Origin of the sequence: Nocardioides iriomotensis (assembly GCF_004168035.1) — a bacterium.
Classification (GTDB): Bacteria; Actinomycetota; Actinomycetes; order Propionibacteriales; family Nocardioidaceae; genus Nocardioides_B; species Nocardioides_B iriomotensis.
This window is the reverse complement of sequence record NZ_SDPU01000018.1, coordinates 131,509-148,764: the sequence shown is the minus strand read 5'-3', so window position 1 is coordinate 148,764 and position 17,256 is coordinate 131,509. Positions and strand designations below refer to the sequence as shown.

Annotated in this window: 16 protein-coding genes and 1 pseudogene; 5 read left to right on the top strand and 12 right to left on the bottom strand. The window is 68.8% G+C overall.

Annotated elements, in window-relative coordinates:
- The first annotated feature begins 41 nt into the window (after positions 1 to 41).
- Entirely contained in the window at positions 42 to 932 is an 891-nt protein-coding gene (locus ETU37_RS06550; protein ID WP_129986444.1) for a LysR substrate-binding domain-containing protein, read from the top strand.
- 546 nt (positions 933 to 1,478) lie between these two features.
- Here the strand turns inward: ETU37_RS06550 and ETU37_RS06545 are convergent.
- The 5 genes and pseudogenes from ETU37_RS06545 to ETU37_RS06530 form a co-directional block, all read right to left on the bottom strand.
- On the bottom strand, positions 1,479 to 2,327 hold the full coding sequence (locus ETU37_RS06545; RefSeq protein ID WP_129986443.1) for a class I SAM-dependent methyltransferase: 849 nt from the start codon (positions 2,325 to 2,327) through the stop codon (positions 1,479 to 1,481).
- Positions 2,328 to 2,861: 534 nt separating this feature from the next.
- A complete protein-coding gene (locus ETU37_RS06540; RefSeq protein ID WP_129986442.1) occupies positions 2,862 to 3,977 on the bottom strand; it encodes a hypothetical protein in 1,116 nt (371 codons plus the stop codon).
- Positions 3,974 to 4,135, bottom strand: a complete 162-nt coding sequence (locus ETU37_RS23590; protein WP_240755586.1) for a sigma factor-like helix-turn-helix DNA-binding protein — start codon at positions 4,133 to 4,135, stop codon at positions 3,974 to 3,976. The genes ETU37_RS06540 and ETU37_RS23590 overlap by 4 nt, the downstream gene beginning before the upstream one ends.
- 199 nt (positions 4,136 to 4,334) lie before the next feature.
- Positions 4,335 to 4,496: pseudogene (locus ETU37_RS23585) on the bottom strand (sigma factor); the annotation flags it as partial.
- A 648-nt stretch (positions 4,497 to 5,144) separates the two neighbouring features.
- Positions 5,145 to 5,366 (bottom strand): hypothetical protein, encoded by a 222-nt coding sequence (locus ETU37_RS06530; protein ID WP_129986441.1) that lies wholly within the window; start codon positions 5,364 to 5,366, stop codon positions 5,145 to 5,147.
- A gap of 320 nt (positions 5,367 to 5,686) precedes the next feature.
- Here ETU37_RS06530 and ETU37_RS06525 point away from each other — a divergent pair, with 320 nt between their 5' ends.
- Positions 5,687 to 6,211: a DinB family protein gene (locus tag ETU37_RS06525; RefSeq protein WP_240755576.1), complete on the top strand. Its 525-nt coding sequence runs from the start codon at positions 5,687 to 5,689 to the stop codon at positions 6,209 to 6,211.
- Positions 6,212 to 6,339: 128 nt separating this feature from the next.
- Here ETU37_RS06525 and ETU37_RS06520 read toward each other — a convergent pair whose 3' ends face one another.
- Positions 6,340 to 7,413: a phosphotransferase enzyme family protein gene (locus tag ETU37_RS06520; RefSeq protein WP_165372428.1), complete on the bottom strand. Its 1,074-nt coding sequence runs from the start codon at positions 7,411 to 7,413 to the stop codon at positions 6,340 to 6,342.
- 333 nt (positions 7,414 to 7,746) lie between these two features.
- Between ETU37_RS06520 and ETU37_RS06515 the strand changes: the two genes are divergently transcribed.
- Positions 7,747 to 8,571 carry a DUF4386 domain-containing protein gene (locus ETU37_RS06515; RefSeq protein ID WP_129986439.1) on the top strand — a complete coding sequence of 275 codons (825 nt, stop codon included), beginning with the start codon at positions 7,747 to 7,749 and terminating at the stop codon, positions 8,569 to 8,571.
- 317 nt (positions 8,572 to 8,888) lie between these two features.
- Positions 8,889 to 9,728, top strand: a complete 840-nt coding sequence (locus tag ETU37_RS06510) for a DUF4386 domain-containing protein (protein ID WP_129986438.1) — start codon at positions 8,889 to 8,891, stop codon at positions 9,726 to 9,728.
- A 170-nt stretch (positions 9,729 to 9,898) separates the two neighbouring features.
- On the opposite strand, the gene ETU37_RS06505 is transcribed toward ETU37_RS06510, so the two are convergent.
- The 6 genes from ETU37_RS06505 to ETU37_RS06480 all read right to left on the bottom strand — a co-directional run bounded on the left by ETU37_RS06505 (position 9,899) and on the right by ETU37_RS06480 (position 14,565).
- Positions 9,899 to 10,798, bottom strand: coding sequence for an RNA polymerase sigma-70 factor (locus tag ETU37_RS06505; RefSeq protein ID WP_129986437.1), 900 nt, complete (start codon positions 10,796 to 10,798; stop codon positions 9,899 to 9,901).
- Positions 10,795 to 11,379: a carboxymuconolactone decarboxylase family protein gene (locus ETU37_RS06500; RefSeq protein WP_129986436.1), complete on the bottom strand. Its 585-nt coding sequence runs from the start codon at positions 11,377 to 11,379 to the stop codon at positions 10,795 to 10,797. The genes ETU37_RS06505 and ETU37_RS06500 overlap by 4 nt, the downstream gene beginning before the upstream one ends.
- Before the next feature lie 193 nt (positions 11,380 to 11,572).
- Complete coding sequence (locus ETU37_RS06495; protein ID WP_129986435.1) at positions 11,573 to 12,421, bottom strand: slipin family protein; 849 nt, start codon at positions 12,419 to 12,421, stop codon at positions 11,573 to 11,575.
- Positions 12,422 to 12,690: 269 nt separating this feature from the next.
- Positions 12,691 to 12,915 (bottom strand): hypothetical protein, encoded by a 225-nt coding sequence (locus tag ETU37_RS06490; protein WP_129986434.1) that lies wholly within the window; start codon positions 12,913 to 12,915, stop codon positions 12,691 to 12,693.
- A 167-nt stretch (positions 12,916 to 13,082) separates the two neighbouring features.
- Positions 13,083 to 13,286 carry a cold-shock protein gene (locus ETU37_RS06485; protein ID WP_129986433.1) on the bottom strand — a complete coding sequence of 68 codons (204 nt, stop codon included), beginning with the start codon at positions 13,284 to 13,286 and terminating at the stop codon, positions 13,083 to 13,085.
- Positions 13,287 to 13,611: 325 nt separating this feature from the next.
- Positions 13,612 to 14,565 carry an SGNH/GDSL hydrolase family protein gene (locus ETU37_RS06480; protein WP_129986432.1) on the bottom strand — a complete coding sequence of 318 codons (954 nt, stop codon included), beginning with the start codon at positions 14,563 to 14,565 and terminating at the stop codon, positions 13,612 to 13,614.
- 323 nt (positions 14,566 to 14,888) lie between these two features.
- Between ETU37_RS06480 and ETU37_RS06475 the strand changes: the two genes are divergently transcribed.
- Complete coding sequence (locus ETU37_RS06475; RefSeq protein WP_129986431.1) at positions 14,889 to 17,237, top strand: ATP-binding protein; 2,349 nt, start codon at positions 14,889 to 14,891, stop codon at positions 17,235 to 17,237.
- Positions 17,238 to 17,256 lie beyond the last annotated feature (19 nt).

Here is a 17,256-nt window from a genome sequence, read left to right as displayed (position 1 = left end):
CGCGATTGATATGGGCAGGTGCCCGCTCATATCATCGGCGCATGAGCAGTCGGCCGGATCTGGGCGCGTTGGACCTGCTGGTCCGGGTCGCCGAGAGCGGCTCGCTCGGCGCCGCCGCCCGCGAGGTCGGGATCGCGCAGCCCAACGCCAGCCGGTCGATCGCCCGCCTGGAACGACAGCTCGGCGTGGCTCTGCTCACCCGCGGTCCCACCGGCTCCCGGCTCACCACCGAGGGCAGCGTCGTCGTCGAGTGGGCCCGCGACGCCCTGGCCGGTGTCGACCGCGTGGTCGTCGGTGCCCGCTCGCTGGCCGCGCAGCGCAGCCCGCACCTGACCGTGGCGGCGAGCCTCACCGTCGCGGAGTACCTCGCCCCCACCTGGATCACCCGGTTCCGCCAGGCCCATCCCGACCTGCGCGTCAGCCTCGCCGTCGGCAACTCCGAGGAGGTGCTCGGGCGGGTGCTGGCCGGCGACGTACCGGTCGGGTTCGTCGAGGCGCCGACGGTCCCCCGCACGGTCCGCTCGACGACGGTCGCCTCGGACGCGCTCGTCGTCGTGGTCGCCCCGCGCCACCAATGGGCCGGGCGGCGCCGTCCGCTGCGCCCCGACGAGCTGGCGGAGACGGACCTCGTGCTCCGCGAGACCGGGTCCGGCACCCGACAGACCCTCGAACGCGCGCTGAGACGCGCCGGCGTGGCTCTCGGCGAGTCACACCTCGAGCTAGCCAGCACCGCCGCGGTGAAGGTCGCCGCCGCCACCGGCGCCGCCCCGGCGGTGCTCAGCGACCTCGCCGTCGCCTCCGAGATCGCGACCGGCACCCTCGTGGCCGTGCCCGTCGACCTGGACTTGTCTCGCTCGCTGCGCGCGGTGTGGCCGGCGGGCCTCGCGCTGGCCGGACCTGCCGCCGACCTCGTCCGGCTCGCGGCGGGCTAGGTCCACGGCTGACGAAGTGCGGAAGCCGCGAGCAACGTCCGCCATTTGCTGCTACAGGAGGCCCACACCGCCGCGAACGGACGCTGGGGTGAAACTTGAATGAGTCGCGGGTCAGACATCATGGTCGCGCCAGTTGGCAACGTCTAGCGTGGATCGTATGAGCGAGGCTCTGGATCTCCTTGATCCACGATGTCCTACCTGCGGTCAGCCGCTTCGACAGGGCAGGCAGCTCTCACGCGAGAACGCTGCCCTTCTCGCCGCATCAGGAAACGCTGGAATCACGTTCGAGACGCAAGGTAGGTGCGAGAACGAGGCCTGCCCTGACTTCGGTCGCGAATTCGCGCCGCCCGAGTGGCTCCGGCCGACCGATTGACGGGAGAAGCGTGCGGGCCACGTCCGTGGACGAGTCCTGCACGTCGCGTCATTTCGCCGCGTCGATGACGCCGACTTTCACTCTTCGATGCCGAGGAGAGTGCCGCTCGGAGCGCCGAGCGGATCTGGTCGCTTCGGGGCGGAATGGACACGGCTCCGCGTTGGGAGGATCAACTATGCGACTCGGGAGCGGCGGGCCCGGATGAGCCAGGACGCTGAGCCGAAGATGACACCGGACGGCGTCTCGTGCGCGGCGATGACCGCGCGCAGCTGGTCGAGCGCAGTGGCCTTGTCGGCATCGCTGAGGTCCTCGAGAAGTCCGCGGGTCGGGCCGTCATCGGACATCAGCGCAAACGCCTCAGCGGTGGTGGCCCCGAACACCGACGGCTCGCGGACGTCGCCGAACCGGACGTCGGTGAAGCCGGTGTCCGAGAGCAGGGCGCTCACCTGCTCGCGATCGGCCAGCCCGAACGGTCCGGGCATCCCCACGACCGGGGACGGCAGGTCTCGCCCCATCGCCAGCGCTTCGCGCAGAACTGTCAGCCACTCGTTGTCCTCGAGTCGCTGCCATGCCATCAGGGCGATGCGGCCGCCGGGGCGCAGCGCCCGCCGGAGGTTGGTGAACGCAGCCACGGTGTCGTCGAAAAACATCGCCCCGGCGTTGCTGATGATGACGTCGAAGCTCTCGGGCTCGAAGTCGTGGACCTGCGCGTCACCGTGCACGAAGGTGACGTTGGTCAATCCAGCGGCCGCACTGCGCACCCGCGCATTGGCCAGCATTGCCGTTGACAGGTCGATGCCGACGACCTCGCCGGGCTCGGCCATCCGCGCAGCCTCGCGCGTCGAAGCGCCGTTGCCGCACCCGAGGTCGAGGACACGTTCACCGGAGGCGATCGCCGCCGCCTGCAGCAACAACCGGCGATGCCCCGCCCCGCGGGTCTCGTACTGGTCGGCGGACGCCGCCCAGATGTCGCCGTCGGGGCCGTCCCACGCCTTGCGCATCTCGGCGTTCGGTTCGGCCATGCCTCGAATGTAGACCGGTCGGGCGCAGCTGGCGTCTGGGAATTCGAGTGCCTCTCATGCCGCGTTGCGTTCGTCCGGCTTCCCGAAAACCTGCAGCGTCGTCCCTTGTAATGGACGATGAAGTTGAGGAAGTCGAACCCGTCGACGCGCGCTCGCCCGGGGGCTGGGTCGCGCCGCAAGGTGCACGAGCTGGTTGGGACTGGGTGCCGCCAAGCGGAGCTGAGCCGCGACTCCATGAGGCTCCGTGTTGGGCGAGGTGGATGTTCCACCGTCCGGTCATTCAACGGTTCGCCCACACCTGGACGTGGAAGCGGGGACTGTGGTCCGTCGAGCCAGCTGGGATACGTCGTGGTTGCCGGCGAGATCGTTGCTCGCGGGTCGCGTCTGCGGCGTTGGTAACGCTCATCTGCCGCTGCTCGTGGATTCGCCGGGCGAGTCATTCCGCCGCTTCGGGACGCGAGGTTTCGCCCGGAAAGCCGTATCCGGTCGGGGCGATGCGGCGCGCCGATCGAGTTCGTTACGGCGTCAGCCGAGTCAATTTAGGGCTCGCTCGACCACTTCGGGGCTGGTGCTTGTTGGGAGACCGTCGAGGTCGTTGTCGCTACGCAGCGGGAGGCGCTGCCAGGTGGCCCCGTAATCGAGGGTCACGTGAAGGACCAGGCCGTCCACGCGCTGCTCGGCGGCCGCCATGCGTCCGGGTCGGAGCCAGCCGTCGGGGAACCAGGCTGGGTTCATGACCGTCCCGATGAAGTTGCCGTCATCCCGGCAACCGAGGCGGTGCTGGGTGAACGCGCCGCTGTCTGTCTGCCAGAAGATACGGCAGTCGTCGTCGACGCCCCAGAGGAACTCGTCGACGTTCGGTCCCCAGTAGCGGCTCTGGGTCGCCCGTTCTCTGGGGTTGTCGGATACGCCGACCCCCGATGGAAGGTCGAGGGGCCGTAGCGTGGCCGCGTCCTGGTCGATGACGTAGAGGCCTACCCAGCCGCCGCGAGCCCATTGCAGGTCATGGACCACCACGTCTGGGCCGGGACGGGCGGGGACCGGCTCGTCGATTATCCGGAGCAGCAGATCGGTTCCGTCGGCGTTCAGGAGGCGGTAGCGGGGGGTGGGCGGCACGCGTCCGTCAACCACGGGCCAGTCGGTGACGAGCACGGAGTCCTCGGTGAAGGTACTGATCCCGAATGGCTCGCCGCCTCCCGCCGCCTCGAACACGGCCGACCGGCCGTTGGAGGTCACCTGCAGCGCCCGCTCCGCGTTCTCCCACTGCTTGCTCAGCGGGAACGGGACGCCGATGAGATCTGGATTGTCGCCCTCGTTGTTGCAAGGAGCGTTCCCGCATGCGGCGTACACGTGAACGGTGGGTCCTGAGTTCGTCGTCGGACCTGCGAAGTCCAAGGCGCCTTCTGTGCGGATCCGCTCGGGCGTCCATTCCTTGTTCGCGGGCTGCACGGTTCGATGGCTTCCGGGCAGCGCGGCCTGGGTGATGCCCAGGACGAGGACCACCGCTGCCGCAGCGGCTACGACCCACACGGTGCGCCGCCGGCGCACGAGCTGCTCACCGCGCAGCGCGTCCAACCGCGCCGACGCGGCCGGTGCCTGAATGTGGTCGTGAAACTCCACGAGCCGGGTCATGACGTCGTCGTCGATCATCGGTCTCCTCCTTGCACGGCCGTGGCCCCGAAGTCCGGTTCGAGGGCGCGTCGCAGCGCGGCCAGGGCGTCCCGAGACTGGGTCTTGACCGTGCCCGGGCTGATGCCAAGATCGGCGGCGGTCTCCTCCACCGAGCGATCCCAGATGTGTCGCAACACAATGACCTTTCGCTGCCCGGGCGGCAGGGCCCGGATCGCCCTCCAGAGTGCGTCGGCGTCCTCGGGCGCCAGCCCGCGTACGAGCGGTGGCAGGTCGACCGACGTCGAGGCTGTCTCGCGGCGCCACGGCCGCCGACGGTCGCCGACGGTCGCTGTAGTGGCTGTTGACCAGGATCCGGCGGACGTACCCCTCGACGTTGTCGGCGCGAGTCACCCTCGGCCAGTTGGCGTAGAGCTTGGCGAGCGTGTCCTGGACGATGTCCTCGGCGCGGTGCGAGTCACCACACAACAAGCATGCTGTCCGGAACAGCTGCGCGCGCCGGGCAGTCACGTAGGCGCTGAACGCTGGTTCGCGGTCCATGCGGCCCCCTCTCGCACCCCTGACGCACGTACCGGCCAGCCGGGTTGGGTCGACCGCCAAACTCGTCTCGCTCTCCTCCGCAGTGTCGCACCGCCCAGCGAGAACGGAGCCGCATCCGCGTGACCTGATCCGACCGCTATAACGGTCGTGGCGCAGACCCGTGAGCAACTCAGGTGCCTACATAACGCGAACGCGCGAGAGTAGATGGTGGTGAGCGTGCGCGGCCGCATCTACGGCCAAGGCCCAGGTGAATGGAAGGCCTCATTGAGGGTGGGGCGGAAGGAAAGCGGTTTCCTAGCTCGACGCGGACCTCAATGCTCGGGGAGCCCCAGCCGCCGAGCTACGGCACTAGCCTCCCGCGCGACAACGCACGCCCCGTGTGGCGCCCGGATCTCCTACCTGCGTCTTACCACCGCGATTCACCCTGGTGCAGCGAGGGTTCCGTACAGGACATCTGTGGCCCAGCACGATGGCCCATCGTGGCGAACGACTGGAGCCTCTGGCACGAGCGAGTACCCCGGCGATGGAGCGCCACGAACGGGTCGAAACGCGCTGGCCGCGGCCATCGAGCGCCTGATGTCGGCGACCGCGGCACGATCACACGGCCGAACTCAACGCAACAACGCGAGGTGGCCCGGCCGGGCAGCCCTAAAGCTTCTCGAGCTTGTGGAAGGGGCTGGTGATGCGGAGCGTGCGGTTGCCGAAGTCCACGGTCACCGCCGTGCTCTCCTCGCCCACCACGCGCCCGAGCCCGTAGGACTGGTGGGAGACCCTGTCGTGGAGTTCGAAGCGCTCGATCACCGGCTCGGGCTTCGGCTTGAAGGGACTGCTGGCGAGGTGGCTCCGCTGAGCCCCGGATCGAGTTGTCATCACCCCCAGTATGCGCCCCCGAACGCCATAGGCGTCTCGCGCCCGCTGGGACGTGTTGTTGTCAGGTCCTGGCCGGGACATGGAGCGCCTGCAAGGTGTCGCCCCCGGCGCACTGTCGCCGAAGGGAAGGCGAGCGACCAGGGGCGCGATCGGACAGGCGCGTCTTTTCGCCGCGAGCCAGGCGCACTGGTCTGCCGATGGGCGTGCGTCCACCGCGCCGGCCAGACAGCGGCCCGGATTGCTGTGACGATGCGAAGGCAGGCACGCGCAGCGCTTGCTGATCTGATGGTCACAAGCAATGCCGCACGAGAGGACCCTCCGTGACCTCCATCGATCTGAGCAAACGCACCGACTTCCCGACTTCGTTCGACGAACGCGCCACCTTGACCCAGCTCTTGAGCTATGTCCGCCTGACTGTGCACGCCAAGTGCGTCGGCCTGTCCCAATCGGACGCGGTACAGACTCCGCTGCCAAGCTCGCCGTCCATGAGCATCGCCGGCCTGGTCAGCCATCTGCGCTGGTCAGAAGCCTTCTGGATCGACGTGGTCTTCCTCGGCGGCCCCAATCAGTGGCCAGGCACGGACGACGACTCCGAGCTTCAGATGCGCGCTGGACTCGAGCAACCCCTCACCGAACTTCTCGACGAGTACGCCAAGCAAGCAGCCCACACCGACGACGTCATCGCTGCCCGCGACTGGGACGCAGAAGCAGTCGGTCGAGACGAGAACACCGGCAGGCCCTTCGCGTTGCGGTACATCATCACGCACCTGATCGAAGAAACCGCTCGGCACAACGGCCACCTCGACATCCTCCGGGAGCTCGCCGACGGCGTCACCGGGGACTAGCCGATCAAACCGCCCGCTCACGCCGCTGACCTCGCGCATCGGCCGCGTCTTTCCGCCGCATCGGGGAACGCAGGCTTTCACTCGCATGCCGATGAGCGATCGGCGTTGTCAAGGTCGGACTCTTCGGGCTAACAGCCGAACGCGGCCCGGGTAGCTGCCGCGGTCTCGCTGAAGTACTCGCGTGGGTGTATGAACCACCACTCGTCGAAGTGCACCCCGTCGGTCATGGCGCGTCGGTAACCGAAGCAAACCAGGTAGAGCGTCCGGAGATACATCAGGCCTTCGAGCCGGTCGAGTTCCTCCCTCGTCGGCTCGACGTGCCGCCGGTACGCGGTCACGGCGGCATTGACCCGCTCTTGGTTCGGACGACGCGGATTCCACGAACCCGTGCCCCAGATCAGGTAGGCGAAATCGGCGAGGCGGGGACCGCGCCCGGATGCCTTCCAGTTGATCGCCACGGGCCCTCGGCTGGTCAAGACGGCGTGATCGGGGGCGTGCAAGAGATTGCCGTGCAGCAGTGCCTCGGGAAGACCGTGGCCGTCGTCGGCGGAGCGCACCTGCTCGCGTAGTCGCTCGAAGCGCTCGCGCTCGCCGACCGGCACCTTGGTATCGACGGCGTCAAGGAACGAAAGTGCAGCCAGCAAATCCTGGCGGGGCGCACCCTCACGGCTCGGGTCCTCGCCACTGGACCCACCCGGACGAGTGACGGCGTCGTCGAGTGGTAGCGCATGCAGCCGCCCCAGCAGGTCGCCCATCATCGCGAACTTCTCAGCGCCATCGGAAAGCTGGTCGCTCGGAATGAACCGCGTCACCAGGACCGTGCTGCCACCGAAGTCAGACACGGCGTCCTCGACCGCGAGGCGCTCGGCCGGATAGCCCTGCCGCTCGAGGAATCGCAGGATCGCGGCGTCGCCCTCGACGCCGGACCGTGGGCGCGCCGGTGGGAACGCACGCGCGACCCATGGCTCTCCGTCGGCACGGTCGATACGGAAGACGTAGGTCTTGTGCACACTCAGCCGCGTGGCCGCGACCGCGACGATGCCGTAGCGATCCCTCAGATGAGCGAGCAGCCCCTCGGCCGCGGGCGCATGGTTCATCCGCGCACTGAGGCCCTCGAGGTCGCTCAGCGCTTCGGTGTAGCGCTGACCGGTCTGCTCGGCATGACGCCGCACGACCTTCTTGAAACTGGAGTCCCTGGTCATCGACAAGCCTCCCTCTATACACCTTCGTCCCCCCAGCGACGCGGTGTTGAAGTGGCCTGTGACATCGACGACCGAGAGGGCGGATCCCCTTCGCCACACAGAACGCCGGCTGGGGCAGCAGTTCCAAGGCTCGGCGACCGGTCGACGCCGTACGCGCATCGTCACCCTGCGCGCAGTGCGTCGTCAAGCCACACCCACGGTGGGTCGCGAGCCCTCAGCATCGTGCCGCCGCCCGCTCGGCGGATACGCACTCTCTGCCGCTGTCGCATGCTTCGGAGCGTGCGTCCTTCCGCCGCCTGTCGGCGCCACCGAAACGTCCCATGATGGTGTGCGGTGATCTCCCTCGAGATCTTGACGAGCCGTCGTGGCTCGTTGATGGAGCTGCGGGCTCTGCAGGACTGCAGCGTGTCGCCGTTCTGCCCCACGATGCCGTGTGGCATTCAGGCGGCTTCCGTCTGGACCTGTCGACGGCTGGCCAACAGGCGCATGCTGCAAGTGCTGGAGGGTGCCATGCCGCCGGCAGAAGTGGGGCACACCATGAACTCGAGAAGTCGCACCGCGACCACCGTGGGCATTCTCTTCTTTGTCCAAATGGCCACTGCTATCGGCGGCATCACGTTGATACAAGGATTCGTCGACGGCGACACCGACCGGACACGATTGTCACTCGGGGTTGTGCTCATGATGTGCTCCGGCATCGCCGTCGTCGGCATCGGCCTGCTGATGTACCCGATCCTGAAGAGCGTCAACCCACGACTGGCTGTGTGGTACCCGGCGCTCAGGATCATCGAGTTCGCTGTCTCGGCCGCCTGCGGTGTCTACCTCCTGGCGCAGCTGGAGGTTGTCCCGAACCACCTCCTGTGGGTCTACATCCCGACCGGCATCGGCGGCCTCGTCCTCACCTATCTGCTCTTCGTCTCGCGGCTCGTCCCTCGACCCATCGCCGTGCTCGGTCTCGTGGGTTATGCCTGCCTGACCCTGGGAGTACCGCTTGATCTCCTCGGCGTTCTCGACCTGGATGCCGGAGCGGGACAGATCCTCCTCGTCCCCGGCGGACTCTTCGAGGCCGTGGTGTTGCCGACTTGGTTGATCACGAAGGGGTTCCGAACGCCGTCCCCCCAAGAGTTCGCACCTCCTACCCTGGCGACAACAGGTTGACCCACGTCGGGTCGTCCTACGCGACACCAGCCCCGGCCGCTCACTCGCGCGGGACCAAGACCCGCCCCGCTGCCAGCCCCCCGTCCACCAGGACGTCACCGACACGCGCCCGCATTCGTGCCCGGGTCCATAGGCGCGTCCCCGAATTTCGTAAGCCAGCGGCTCCTTCCGAAAGGAATGGGTGAGGGCGCATCGGTGCCATGGACTTCACCGCTCCGTCTTCGGATGCTGGACGACGCACCAGTCACGATCCAACGTCATACCGCGGCTCACCTCTGTGGTCATGCTCCCGGCACCACCAGTTCGAAGGAATCGCGATGACGAACCGGACCGAGCACGTTCCCGTACCGCGACTGCCACGCGACACCCGACCACCCGTCGCTCAGCGTGTGCCTGCGCAGTGGTCGGTCCGCAACGCGAGCCTGACCGCGGGGATCGCGCTTCTGCTCATGTCCGTCGTCGCGATCTTCGGCAACGTCGTGGTCGTCGACGGACTGGTGACCGAGGGCGATGCGGCACAGACGGTCGGCGACCTCACCGACGCCGCCGGATTGTTCGGGCTGGGCATCGTCGGTTTGATCGTGGTGATTGCACTGGATGTCGTGGTCGCCTGGGCTCTGTACCGGGTGTTCAGCCCCGTGAATGTGAGCCTCTCGATGCTGACGGCGATCATGCGGCTGGTGTACTCGGCGGTCTTCATGGTGGCCATCGGTCAGCTCCTCGGCGTGCTCCGCCTGCTCAACGACGATGGCACCCGCGCGGTGCTCGGCGCCGATCTGGTCCAAGTCCAAGCCATGCAAGGAATCACTGCCTTCAACGACATCTGGTACGTGGGTCAGTTCCTCTTCGGAATTCACTTCGTCCTCATCGGCTACCTGGCCTACCGGTCCGGCTACGTGCCGCGGGTCCTGGGCGCGCTGCTTGTCATTGCCGGATTGGGCTACGCCGCCGACAGCCTCGGCGCCGTGCTCGCCCAGAGCTCTTGGGCGGACATCAGCTCCTTCACCTTCCTCGGCGAGTTCCTCCTGGCCCTCTGGCTGGTGATCCGGGCACATGGAGTAGCCCTCGGTGCCGCCGCGCTCGAAGCGCCCAGCTCGGAACCGGTTGCGGGATTCGGTCAGCGCCTCAGCGACACGCGGGGAACCAGTCGAAGCTGACCGCGGCTTCCAAGCAGGGGACGGCTGTGTCGCAACCAGCGCGTACCGCTGCGGCAGCCGGATTTGCAGTCGCAATCCCAGGGTCCGAGGACTCTGTCCTTCCGCCGCGGGCCGGACGCGAGGGTCCGCGCGGTGTGCGTTCCTTGCCCGTGATGGCGCCGCGTGCTCGCCTACCGGCCTAGTTCCGCCACGACGTCGATCCTGCTGAGTTTGACGGGGTTGCGGACAGCGTAGATCCGGCTGATCCGCCCTTCCTCGACGACGAACGTGATCGCGGTGTCGTGGCCGTCGTCGAGTCCGACGATCTTTGCGCCGGGCGCTCCGTTGAGCAGAACCGGCAAGACTGTGGCGCCGGCTCCGAACTTCGGGAACGTGCGCAACAGATTCGCCACCTTCTTCGCGCCCGACACGGGGCTGGTGATCGCCTGAGCGATCCCACCGCCGTCCGCAACGAAGACCACGTCCGGGGCGAGAGCGTCCAGCAAACCGTCCAGATCACCGTTCGTCACCGCGGCCAGGAACCGCTCCACGACCTCTTCCTGCTCGCCGCGGCTCACCGCCATACGAGGTCGCCTCGCCGCGACGTGCTGCCGGGCACGGTGGCCGATCTGACGTACGGCGGCCGCGGACTTGTCGACCACCTCCGCGATCTCGCCGTAGGGCATGTCGAACACCTCGCGCAGCACGAACACGGCACGCTCGGTCGGCGTGAGCGTCTCGAGCACGGTGAGCAGGGCGAACGAAACGCTCTCCGCCAGCTCGACATCCTCCGCGACGTCCGGTGCCGTCAGCAGCGGCTCGGGCAGCCACTCACCGACGTACTCCTCACGCCGCCGCGCGTTCGCCCGCAACCGGTCCAGCGCCTTGCGCGTGACCATCCGAACCAGGAACGCACGCGGGTCCCTGACCTCGGAACGGCCTGCCGAGCCGATCGCGTCCCAACGGATCCAGGTCTCCTGAACCACGTCCTCGGCCTCGGATGCCGAGCCCAGCATCTCGTAGGCGACGGTGAACAGCAGGCCGCGATGGGTGACGAACGGGTCCTCGGTCGGGTCCTCGGTCACGGTCATGACCCTACGGCGACGCGAGGGGCGAGCGGCCTGAGGCCGCACGCCGCGGCGAACCCGTCGGACTCGATGCCGAGAGCGACATTCGGGCGGGTCGTGAAGTTCGCGAACGCGATCACCGCGCTGAGCTCGACCAGCGCGGAGTCGCCGAGCTGCGCCCGCAGCGAGGTGACCATCTCGTCGGTCACGGTCGGCTCGGTCTCGGTCATCGCCTCGGCGTAGGCGAGCACCTCGCGCTCCAGCGACGTGAAGATCTCAGACTCGCGCCAACGAGGAATCTCGCGGGCCTTGGTCATGTCGAGGTTCTTGTTGTGAGCCTCGAAGTAGTTGAAGTCCAGGCACCAGCTGCAGCCGACCCGCGAGGCCACCGCCATGTGCGCGAACGACTTGAGCTGCTCGTCGCAGGCGTCCCACTTCTTGACCTTGCCCCCGACGGCGGCCATGTCCATGAGCACCTTCTGGTTGTGCCAGTAGACGCCCAGCGAGCTGGGCACCTGGCCGAGGGTCTTCCTGGCGAAGCGCTTGATGAGCGCGCCCTTGATGCCTGTGATCTCGGCGGCGGGGATGCGAATCGTCCCGGTCATGTCGTCCTCCTTGGTGGTCGGTACGACATCAAGACGCCGGCCGGCCCACATCTGTGACATCAGCGCGAACAAACCGGATTGCGGCGCTGCCGCGCGGCACGCAACGAGGCCTCGCCGCACCGCGTCAATCCGCCGCGTCACGGCGACGCCCCACCATGAAGAGGACGTGGTCGCTCAGTCGTGAGGCACGCGCCTAGCCCGGGCCCGGCGCGGAGCTCGGGAGGGCTCCGTCGGCGGCGGGCTCCGAATCCGGGATGCCCGCCCGTGGCACGGCCGGGTCGGCGGCGTGCGCCGCCGCCTCGAAGTAGCGCAACAGTTCCACCGGGAAGGGCAGCACCAGGGTCGAGTTCCGCTCAGCCGCCACCTCGACCATCGTCTGCATCAACCGCAACTGAAGGGCACCCGGTGTCGCGGTCATCGCTGCGGCAGCCTGGGACAGCTTCTTGGAAGCCTGGAACTCCCCGTCGGCGGTGATGACCCGGGACCGGCGCTCGCGCTCGGCCTCCGCCTGACGCGACATCGACCGCTTCATCGTCTCGGGCAGCGCGACGTCCTTGATCTCCACACGGTCGACCTCGATACCCCACGGGGCGGCGGGGCTGTCGAGCATCACTTCGAGGCCCTGGTTGAGGCGCTCGCGGTTGGACAACAGATCGTCGAGGTCGCTCTTGCCGATGACCGACCGCAAAGAGGTCTGTGCCACCTGCGAGATCGCGTACTCGTAGTCCTGCACCTGGACAACCGCGCTGATCGGGTCGTGGACCCGGAAGTAGACGACCGCATCCACGCGTACGGTCACGTTGTCGCGGGTGATGCCGTCCTGCGCCGGGACAGGCATGGTGGCGACCTGCATGTTCACGCGACGCATCCGGTCCACAAACGGGATCAGCATCGTCGGGCCAGGTCGCCTCACCTCCCGCTGGGCCCGGCCGAGCCGGAACACGACGCCGCGCTCGATCTGCTTGACCACGCGGAAACTCGTGGCGACGCCCACGACGACCAGGGCGACCAGGGCCAGCAGCACGATGAGCAGGACGTCCATGACGACCTCCGGAGGACCGATGAGTGCCTCGCTCTAGAGCGTACGTCGCCCGAGCCGTTCTCCCCATCAGCCCGTGTCACAGCCGGCACCGACGCCGGTGGGCGGTGGCGCACATCGTCGGTCCTGGTCCCCGATGGGGTGCTGGCCGGCACCCTGCGTCATACCGCCCGCGAGCGTCGCCTCAGCCGGAGCCGCCCTCCACGCCGTCGTGGCGGCGGTCCATCGAATCCTCGGATCATCGGCCCAGAGCAGTGCTGAGCGCACGTAACCTAGACGATCGCTCCTCGCGGCGATACCTCGACACTTGCCACACCGCGAGAGAAGAGCGCAATCAACCGGTCGCCGTGGCGGCAGCGGAGGACACCGGACTCCTCCCTCAGCTCCTCGACGATCTGTTCGACGACCCGAATCTCGTCGTCCTGATCGGGGTCCTCATACGTCAAATCCGTGTGTTCGCCCCCGAGGAGCCGGACACGCAGCACGATAGTTGCCATGTCCGAAAGGTAACCGCCCACGTCGTGCAGGCGCCTCGCACGCCGGGCTGGGGCAGCGTTGGACGATCCGCTGGTTCGGTCGCCGCACTTCGTGGGTGCCTCTGCTTCACCTGGATCCACACACGAAGAGCCCCGACCGCGTTGCGGTCGGGGCTCTTGGCGGTAAGTCAGGAGACGCGAACGTTCTCGGCCTGCGGACCCTTGGGGCCGGCGGTGACGTCGAACTCGACCTGCTGGTTCTCGTCGAGCGACTTGTAACCGCTGGACTGGATGGCGGAGTAGTGAACGAAGACGTCCTCGCCGCCGCCGTCCTGCGCGATGAAGCCGAAACCCTTTTCGGCGTTGAACCACTTGACGGTGCCCTGAGCCATGATCTTTTCCCTTGTTCGTGCGTGAGGACGCTGTGCCCTCAAGCCGCTGAAGACATCCACCTGTGCTGATGTCCAGCGAACCGAAGATCAGGGGTACGAGATACAAGCCGCGACATCCTTGCGCGGCAAGGACGGCTTGCAGAGCCATCCCTTCAACAGGTCCCACTCTAGGGCATCGGCTGCGTATCCAGGGCATCGGCGAAACCGAACGAACCAGTCGCATGACCACGGGCTGCGTTCCTCGCGGCTTTCCGCCGCCTGCGTCTCCTGGTCCAGGCGTCCCGTGAAACGGATGCGCTTGCGGGGGTTGGATCAGTCCTCTTGTTCAGGCTCCGGCGTAGAACTGGGCGAGCACCGCCCGGAACTGGGCTGCCGCGCCGGCTGAATTGGGATGCGCGGGCACCCCCACGGCCGGTCCGTTCACAGAGGGACCGAAGACCTCGGCGTACCGCACATTCGGCGGCTGGCAGATGTCGTGGCCGATCGTGGGGTGATAGGAGTCGACGAACTCCGCACCCCCGGCGGCTGCCGCCCGCTGGACCATCGCGTTGAGACGCAGCATGGTGGCGTGCAGGTAGACCATGTCCTCCTCGCTGATCGGCACCGTCGGGTAGCAGGCGTGCTCGGGCACCGCCGCGAAGTAGTCGATGATCAGCACACGCGCGTCCGGGCTGCGCCGGTGGACCTCCTGGAGCGCCGCCACCACCTTCGGCTCGGCCTCGAGGATCTGCCGGGCGAGCTGGTCCTCACCACCGTCCGGCGCGTACCTGTCCTTGCAGCCTCCGGTCGGCACCGGCTCGGGCGCAGTCCCAGGAGGCACCGTCTCGTCGTCAGGGAGCAGACCGAGACAGTCCATCGCCGCGCCGGCGATCCCCGCGTCGTTGCCGCCGATACCGACCGTGACCAGGTCGGTGGTGGGACTCAGGCGGTCGAATTGCGCCGGATTCGTGCCACCCGGGTCGACACTTTGTGGAGCGTAGAAGTCGTCGGTCTCGGCTCCACCGCACGTGGCGTCCCGGAAGTTCGAGATCCCGAGCTCCTGGGCCAGCAGCTTGGGGTAGTTGGTGTGCGACTGCCCGCAGCCGATCGGTGCGTGGGTCGTGTCCGGCGCGCCGTTCGCGTCAGCAATCACCACGTCGGCTGACCAGGAGTCACCCAGAGCGACGTACTCGTCGTAGACGCCGTCTGCGCGGGCGGCCGTTGCGTTCGACACGACGAGGAAGGGCACGGCAAGCATGGCCACGGCCAGGGCGACCGTCAGGAGGTTTCTGGGGCGCATGCCCGTTCAACGCGAGAATCGCGTCTGGGTCACGCCGGTGACACGCGGCACCTCCGACGGTGCGCCCCCGGGGCACCACACTCCATGGCCACCCGCGCCGCCGCCGGCTCGTTCGCTCGTGCCCGGAGACGGCGACGACGCCTGCGGGCATGAGCAACGTTTGCCATCGTCCTGCGGTGTCGAGGTGCCGTGTTCGGCGTGCCAGTCCACGAGCCAGGATTGCCCGGTCACCGGGCGCCAGGGTCTCCCCTGCCGCCAGCAGATCCGATGCGTTACGTGTGCGGCGACGCGGCCGTCGCAGCGCGGCTAGGGTTGCCCCTGCGATGGGTCACAGCCCGGCGGAACGGCGGAGCAACCTGCCCGCGGAGATCTCGAGCTTCGTGGGGCGGAGGCACGAGCTCGCCGCGGTACGCACCGGCATGGCCACGCACCGGCTGGTGACGCTGCTCGGCCCCGGGGGGATCGGCAAGACGCGGTTGGCGTTGCGCGCGGCGGCGGATCTGGAGCGCAGGATGGCCGACGGCGCCCGGCTCGCGGAGCTGGCGAGCGTTCACGTTCCCGAGCTGGTGCCCGAGGTCGTGGTCGCGGCGCTGGGACTCCGATCCGCCCAGGGCGGCAGCCCGACCGAACGCCTCGTCGCGCACCTCCGCGACCGGCAGCTGTTGCTGGTCCTGGACAACTGCGAGCACGTCCAGGACGCCGCCGCGGCGCTCGTGGCCGAGCTGCTGTCCGGCTGCCCGGGCGTCCGGGTCCTGGCGACCAGCCGGCAGGCCCTGGCGCTGCCCGCCGAGCTCGTGCTCACCGTCCCACCGCTGCCCATGCCGGGCCCGGGACAACGCGCCGGCTCCCCGCAGGCGGTGATGCGCTACGACGCGGTCCGCCTCTTCGTCGACCGGGCCGGCGCGAGCTGGTCCTCGTTCCGCGTCACGGCGGACAACCAGGACGCGCTGGCCGAGCTCGTCCGCCGGCTCGACGGGATGCCGCTCGCGATCGAGCTGGCCTCGGTGCGGGTGCGGTCGCTGACCGTGGAGCAGATTCTCGACCGGCTCAGCAACCGGTTCGCCCTGCTCAGCCGCGGGGACCGGGCGGCGCTGCCCCGGCAGCAGACCCTCCAGGCACTCCTCGACTGGAGCCACGACCTCCTCGAGCCGCAGGAGCGGCTGGCGTGGGCCCGCGCGTCGGTCTTCAGCGGCGGGTTCGACCTCGCCGCCCTCGAGGCCGTCGCCTGCGACGACGACCTTCCGGACGCGGTACTTCCCGACGTCGTCGACGGACTCGTGGCCAAGTCGGTGCTCGTGCGCGAGCTGGTCGAGATCGGCGGGGTGGCCCGCTTCCACATGCTGGAGTCGTTGCAGGAGTACGGAGAGGCGCGCCTGGTCGCGTCCGGGGACAAGGAGCGGTACGCCGCGCGACACCGCCGGTGGTACGCGGGGCAGGCCGCGATCGCCGCCAGGGAGGTGTTCGGCCCGTCCCAGGTCGACTGGTTCGCCCGGCTGCGCGCCGACCACGACAACCTGCGCGCGGCACTCGAACCCCCTGGGCGGAACCCCACCGACGCGGTCGAGGGCCTGCGGATGGTCTCGGTGCTGCAGCACTACTGGGTCATGGCCGGGCTCTTCGGTGAGGGCAGGGCGTGGGTGGAGCGGCTGCTCGGCCAGCTGCCGCCCTCGAGCACGGACGCGTCGGTCGAGGAGCGGGGCGCGCGCGCCGCGGGCCTCGTGGTCGCCGGCCGGTTGGCGGTCCTCCAGGGGCAGATCGAGGTCGGCAGGCCGCTGCTCGAAGAGGCGCTCGCGGCGGCGACGGCAGCCGGGGACACCACGTGGCGTGCGCACGCCCTGCACGGGTTGGCACTGGCCTCGGTCTTCTGGGGCGAGCTCGCCGCGGCCCCTCCACTGCTGGAGGAGGCCCTGGCGCTGCACAGAGCGGGCACCGACCCCTTCGGGGTGCCGCTCGCGCTCGTCCAGCTCGCGACGGCGTACGCCGCGCTGAACGACCCGGACCGCGCGATGGCCTACGCCGAGGAGTGCATCGCGCTCAGCGAGGCCGTCTCCGAGCGCTGGTGCGCGGCCCTGGCGCGGTGGGTCGAGGCACTGGTGCAGTGGCGGCTCGGGCACGGGGCCCGGGCGCGAACCTACGCGCGCGACGTGCTCCGGCTCAAGGAGCCCTTCGGCGACCGGATGGGCATGGCGATGTCGGTCGAGGTGGTCGCGTGGGCGGAGTCCGAGGCGGGCCGCTCCACGGAGGCTGCGCAGCTCCTCGGCGCGGTCCGGGCCGCCCTGGACTCGATCGGGGCGAGCCTCTTCGGCCACCTGCACGAGGACCACGACCGTTGCATGGCCCGGACGCGCGAGAGTCTGGGCGAGGCCGCCTTCGTGAGGGCGTTCGAGGAGGGGACGGCGCTGCGCTTCGACGAGGCGGTCGCCCTCGCCGCCGGACGCCGTACGCCGCTGACCGGCACCGCGAACGCGCCCGGTGACGGGGTCCGCCTGACGCGGCGGGAGAGCGAGATCGCCGTGCTCGTGGCGGAGGGCCTGACCAACCGGGAGATCGCCGAGCGGCTGGTCGTGGCCCAGCGCACCGCCGAGGGCCACGTCTCCAGGATCCTCGACAAGCTCAGCCTCACCTCGCGGGAGCAGGTGGCCGCGTGGGTGTCCGCGCAGCGCCACGCGTAGCCCGATCGGGCTAGACCGA

Bases quoted from the DNA above. Each gene is read 5' to 3' on its own strand.
- ETU37_RS06550 (WP_129986444.1), top strand. From the start codon at position 42: ATGAGCAGTCGGCCGGATCTGGGCGCGTTGGACCTGCTGGTCCGGGTC.
- ETU37_RS06545 (WP_129986443.1), bottom strand. From the start codon at position 2,327: ATGGCCGAACCGAACGCCGAGATGCGCAAGGCGTGGGACGGCCCCGAC.
- ETU37_RS06540 (WP_129986442.1), bottom strand. From the start codon at position 3,977: ATGATCGACGACGACGTCATGACCCGGCTCGTGGAGTTTCACGACCAC.
- ETU37_RS06530 (WP_129986441.1), bottom strand. From the start codon at position 5,366: ATGACAACTCGATCCGGGGCTCAGCGGAGCCACCTCGCCAGCAGTCCC.
- ETU37_RS06520 (WP_165372428.1), bottom strand. From the start codon at position 7,413: ATGACCAGGGACTCCAGTTTCAAGAAGGTCGTGCGGCGTCATGCCGAG.
- ETU37_RS06510 (WP_129986438.1), top strand. From the start codon at position 8,889: ATGACGAACCGGACCGAGCACGTTCCCGTACCGCGACTGCCACGCGAC.
- ETU37_RS06505 (WP_129986437.1), bottom strand. From the start codon at position 10,798: ATGACCGTGACCGAGGACCCGACCGAGGACCCGTTCGTCACCCATCGC.
- ETU37_RS06500 (WP_129986436.1), bottom strand. From the start codon at position 11,379: ATGACCGGGACGATTCGCATCCCCGCCGCCGAGATCACAGGCATCAAG.
- ETU37_RS06495 (WP_129986435.1), bottom strand. From the start codon at position 12,421: ATGGACGTCCTGCTCATCGTGCTGCTGGCCCTGGTCGCCCTGGTCGTC.
- ETU37_RS06490 (WP_129986434.1), bottom strand. From the start codon at position 12,915: ATGGCAACTATCGTGCTGCGTGTCCGGCTCCTCGGGGGCGAACACACG.
- ETU37_RS06485 (WP_129986433.1), bottom strand. From the start codon at position 13,286: ATGGCTCAGGGCACCGTCAAGTGGTTCAACGCCGAAAAGGGTTTCGGC.
- ETU37_RS06480 (WP_129986432.1), bottom strand. From the start codon at position 14,565: ATGCGCCCCAGAAACCTCCTGACGGTCGCCCTGGCCGTGGCCATGCTT.
- ETU37_RS06475 (WP_129986431.1), top strand. From the start codon at position 14,889: ATGGGTCACAGCCCGGCGGAACGGCGGAGCAACCTGCCCGCGGAGATC.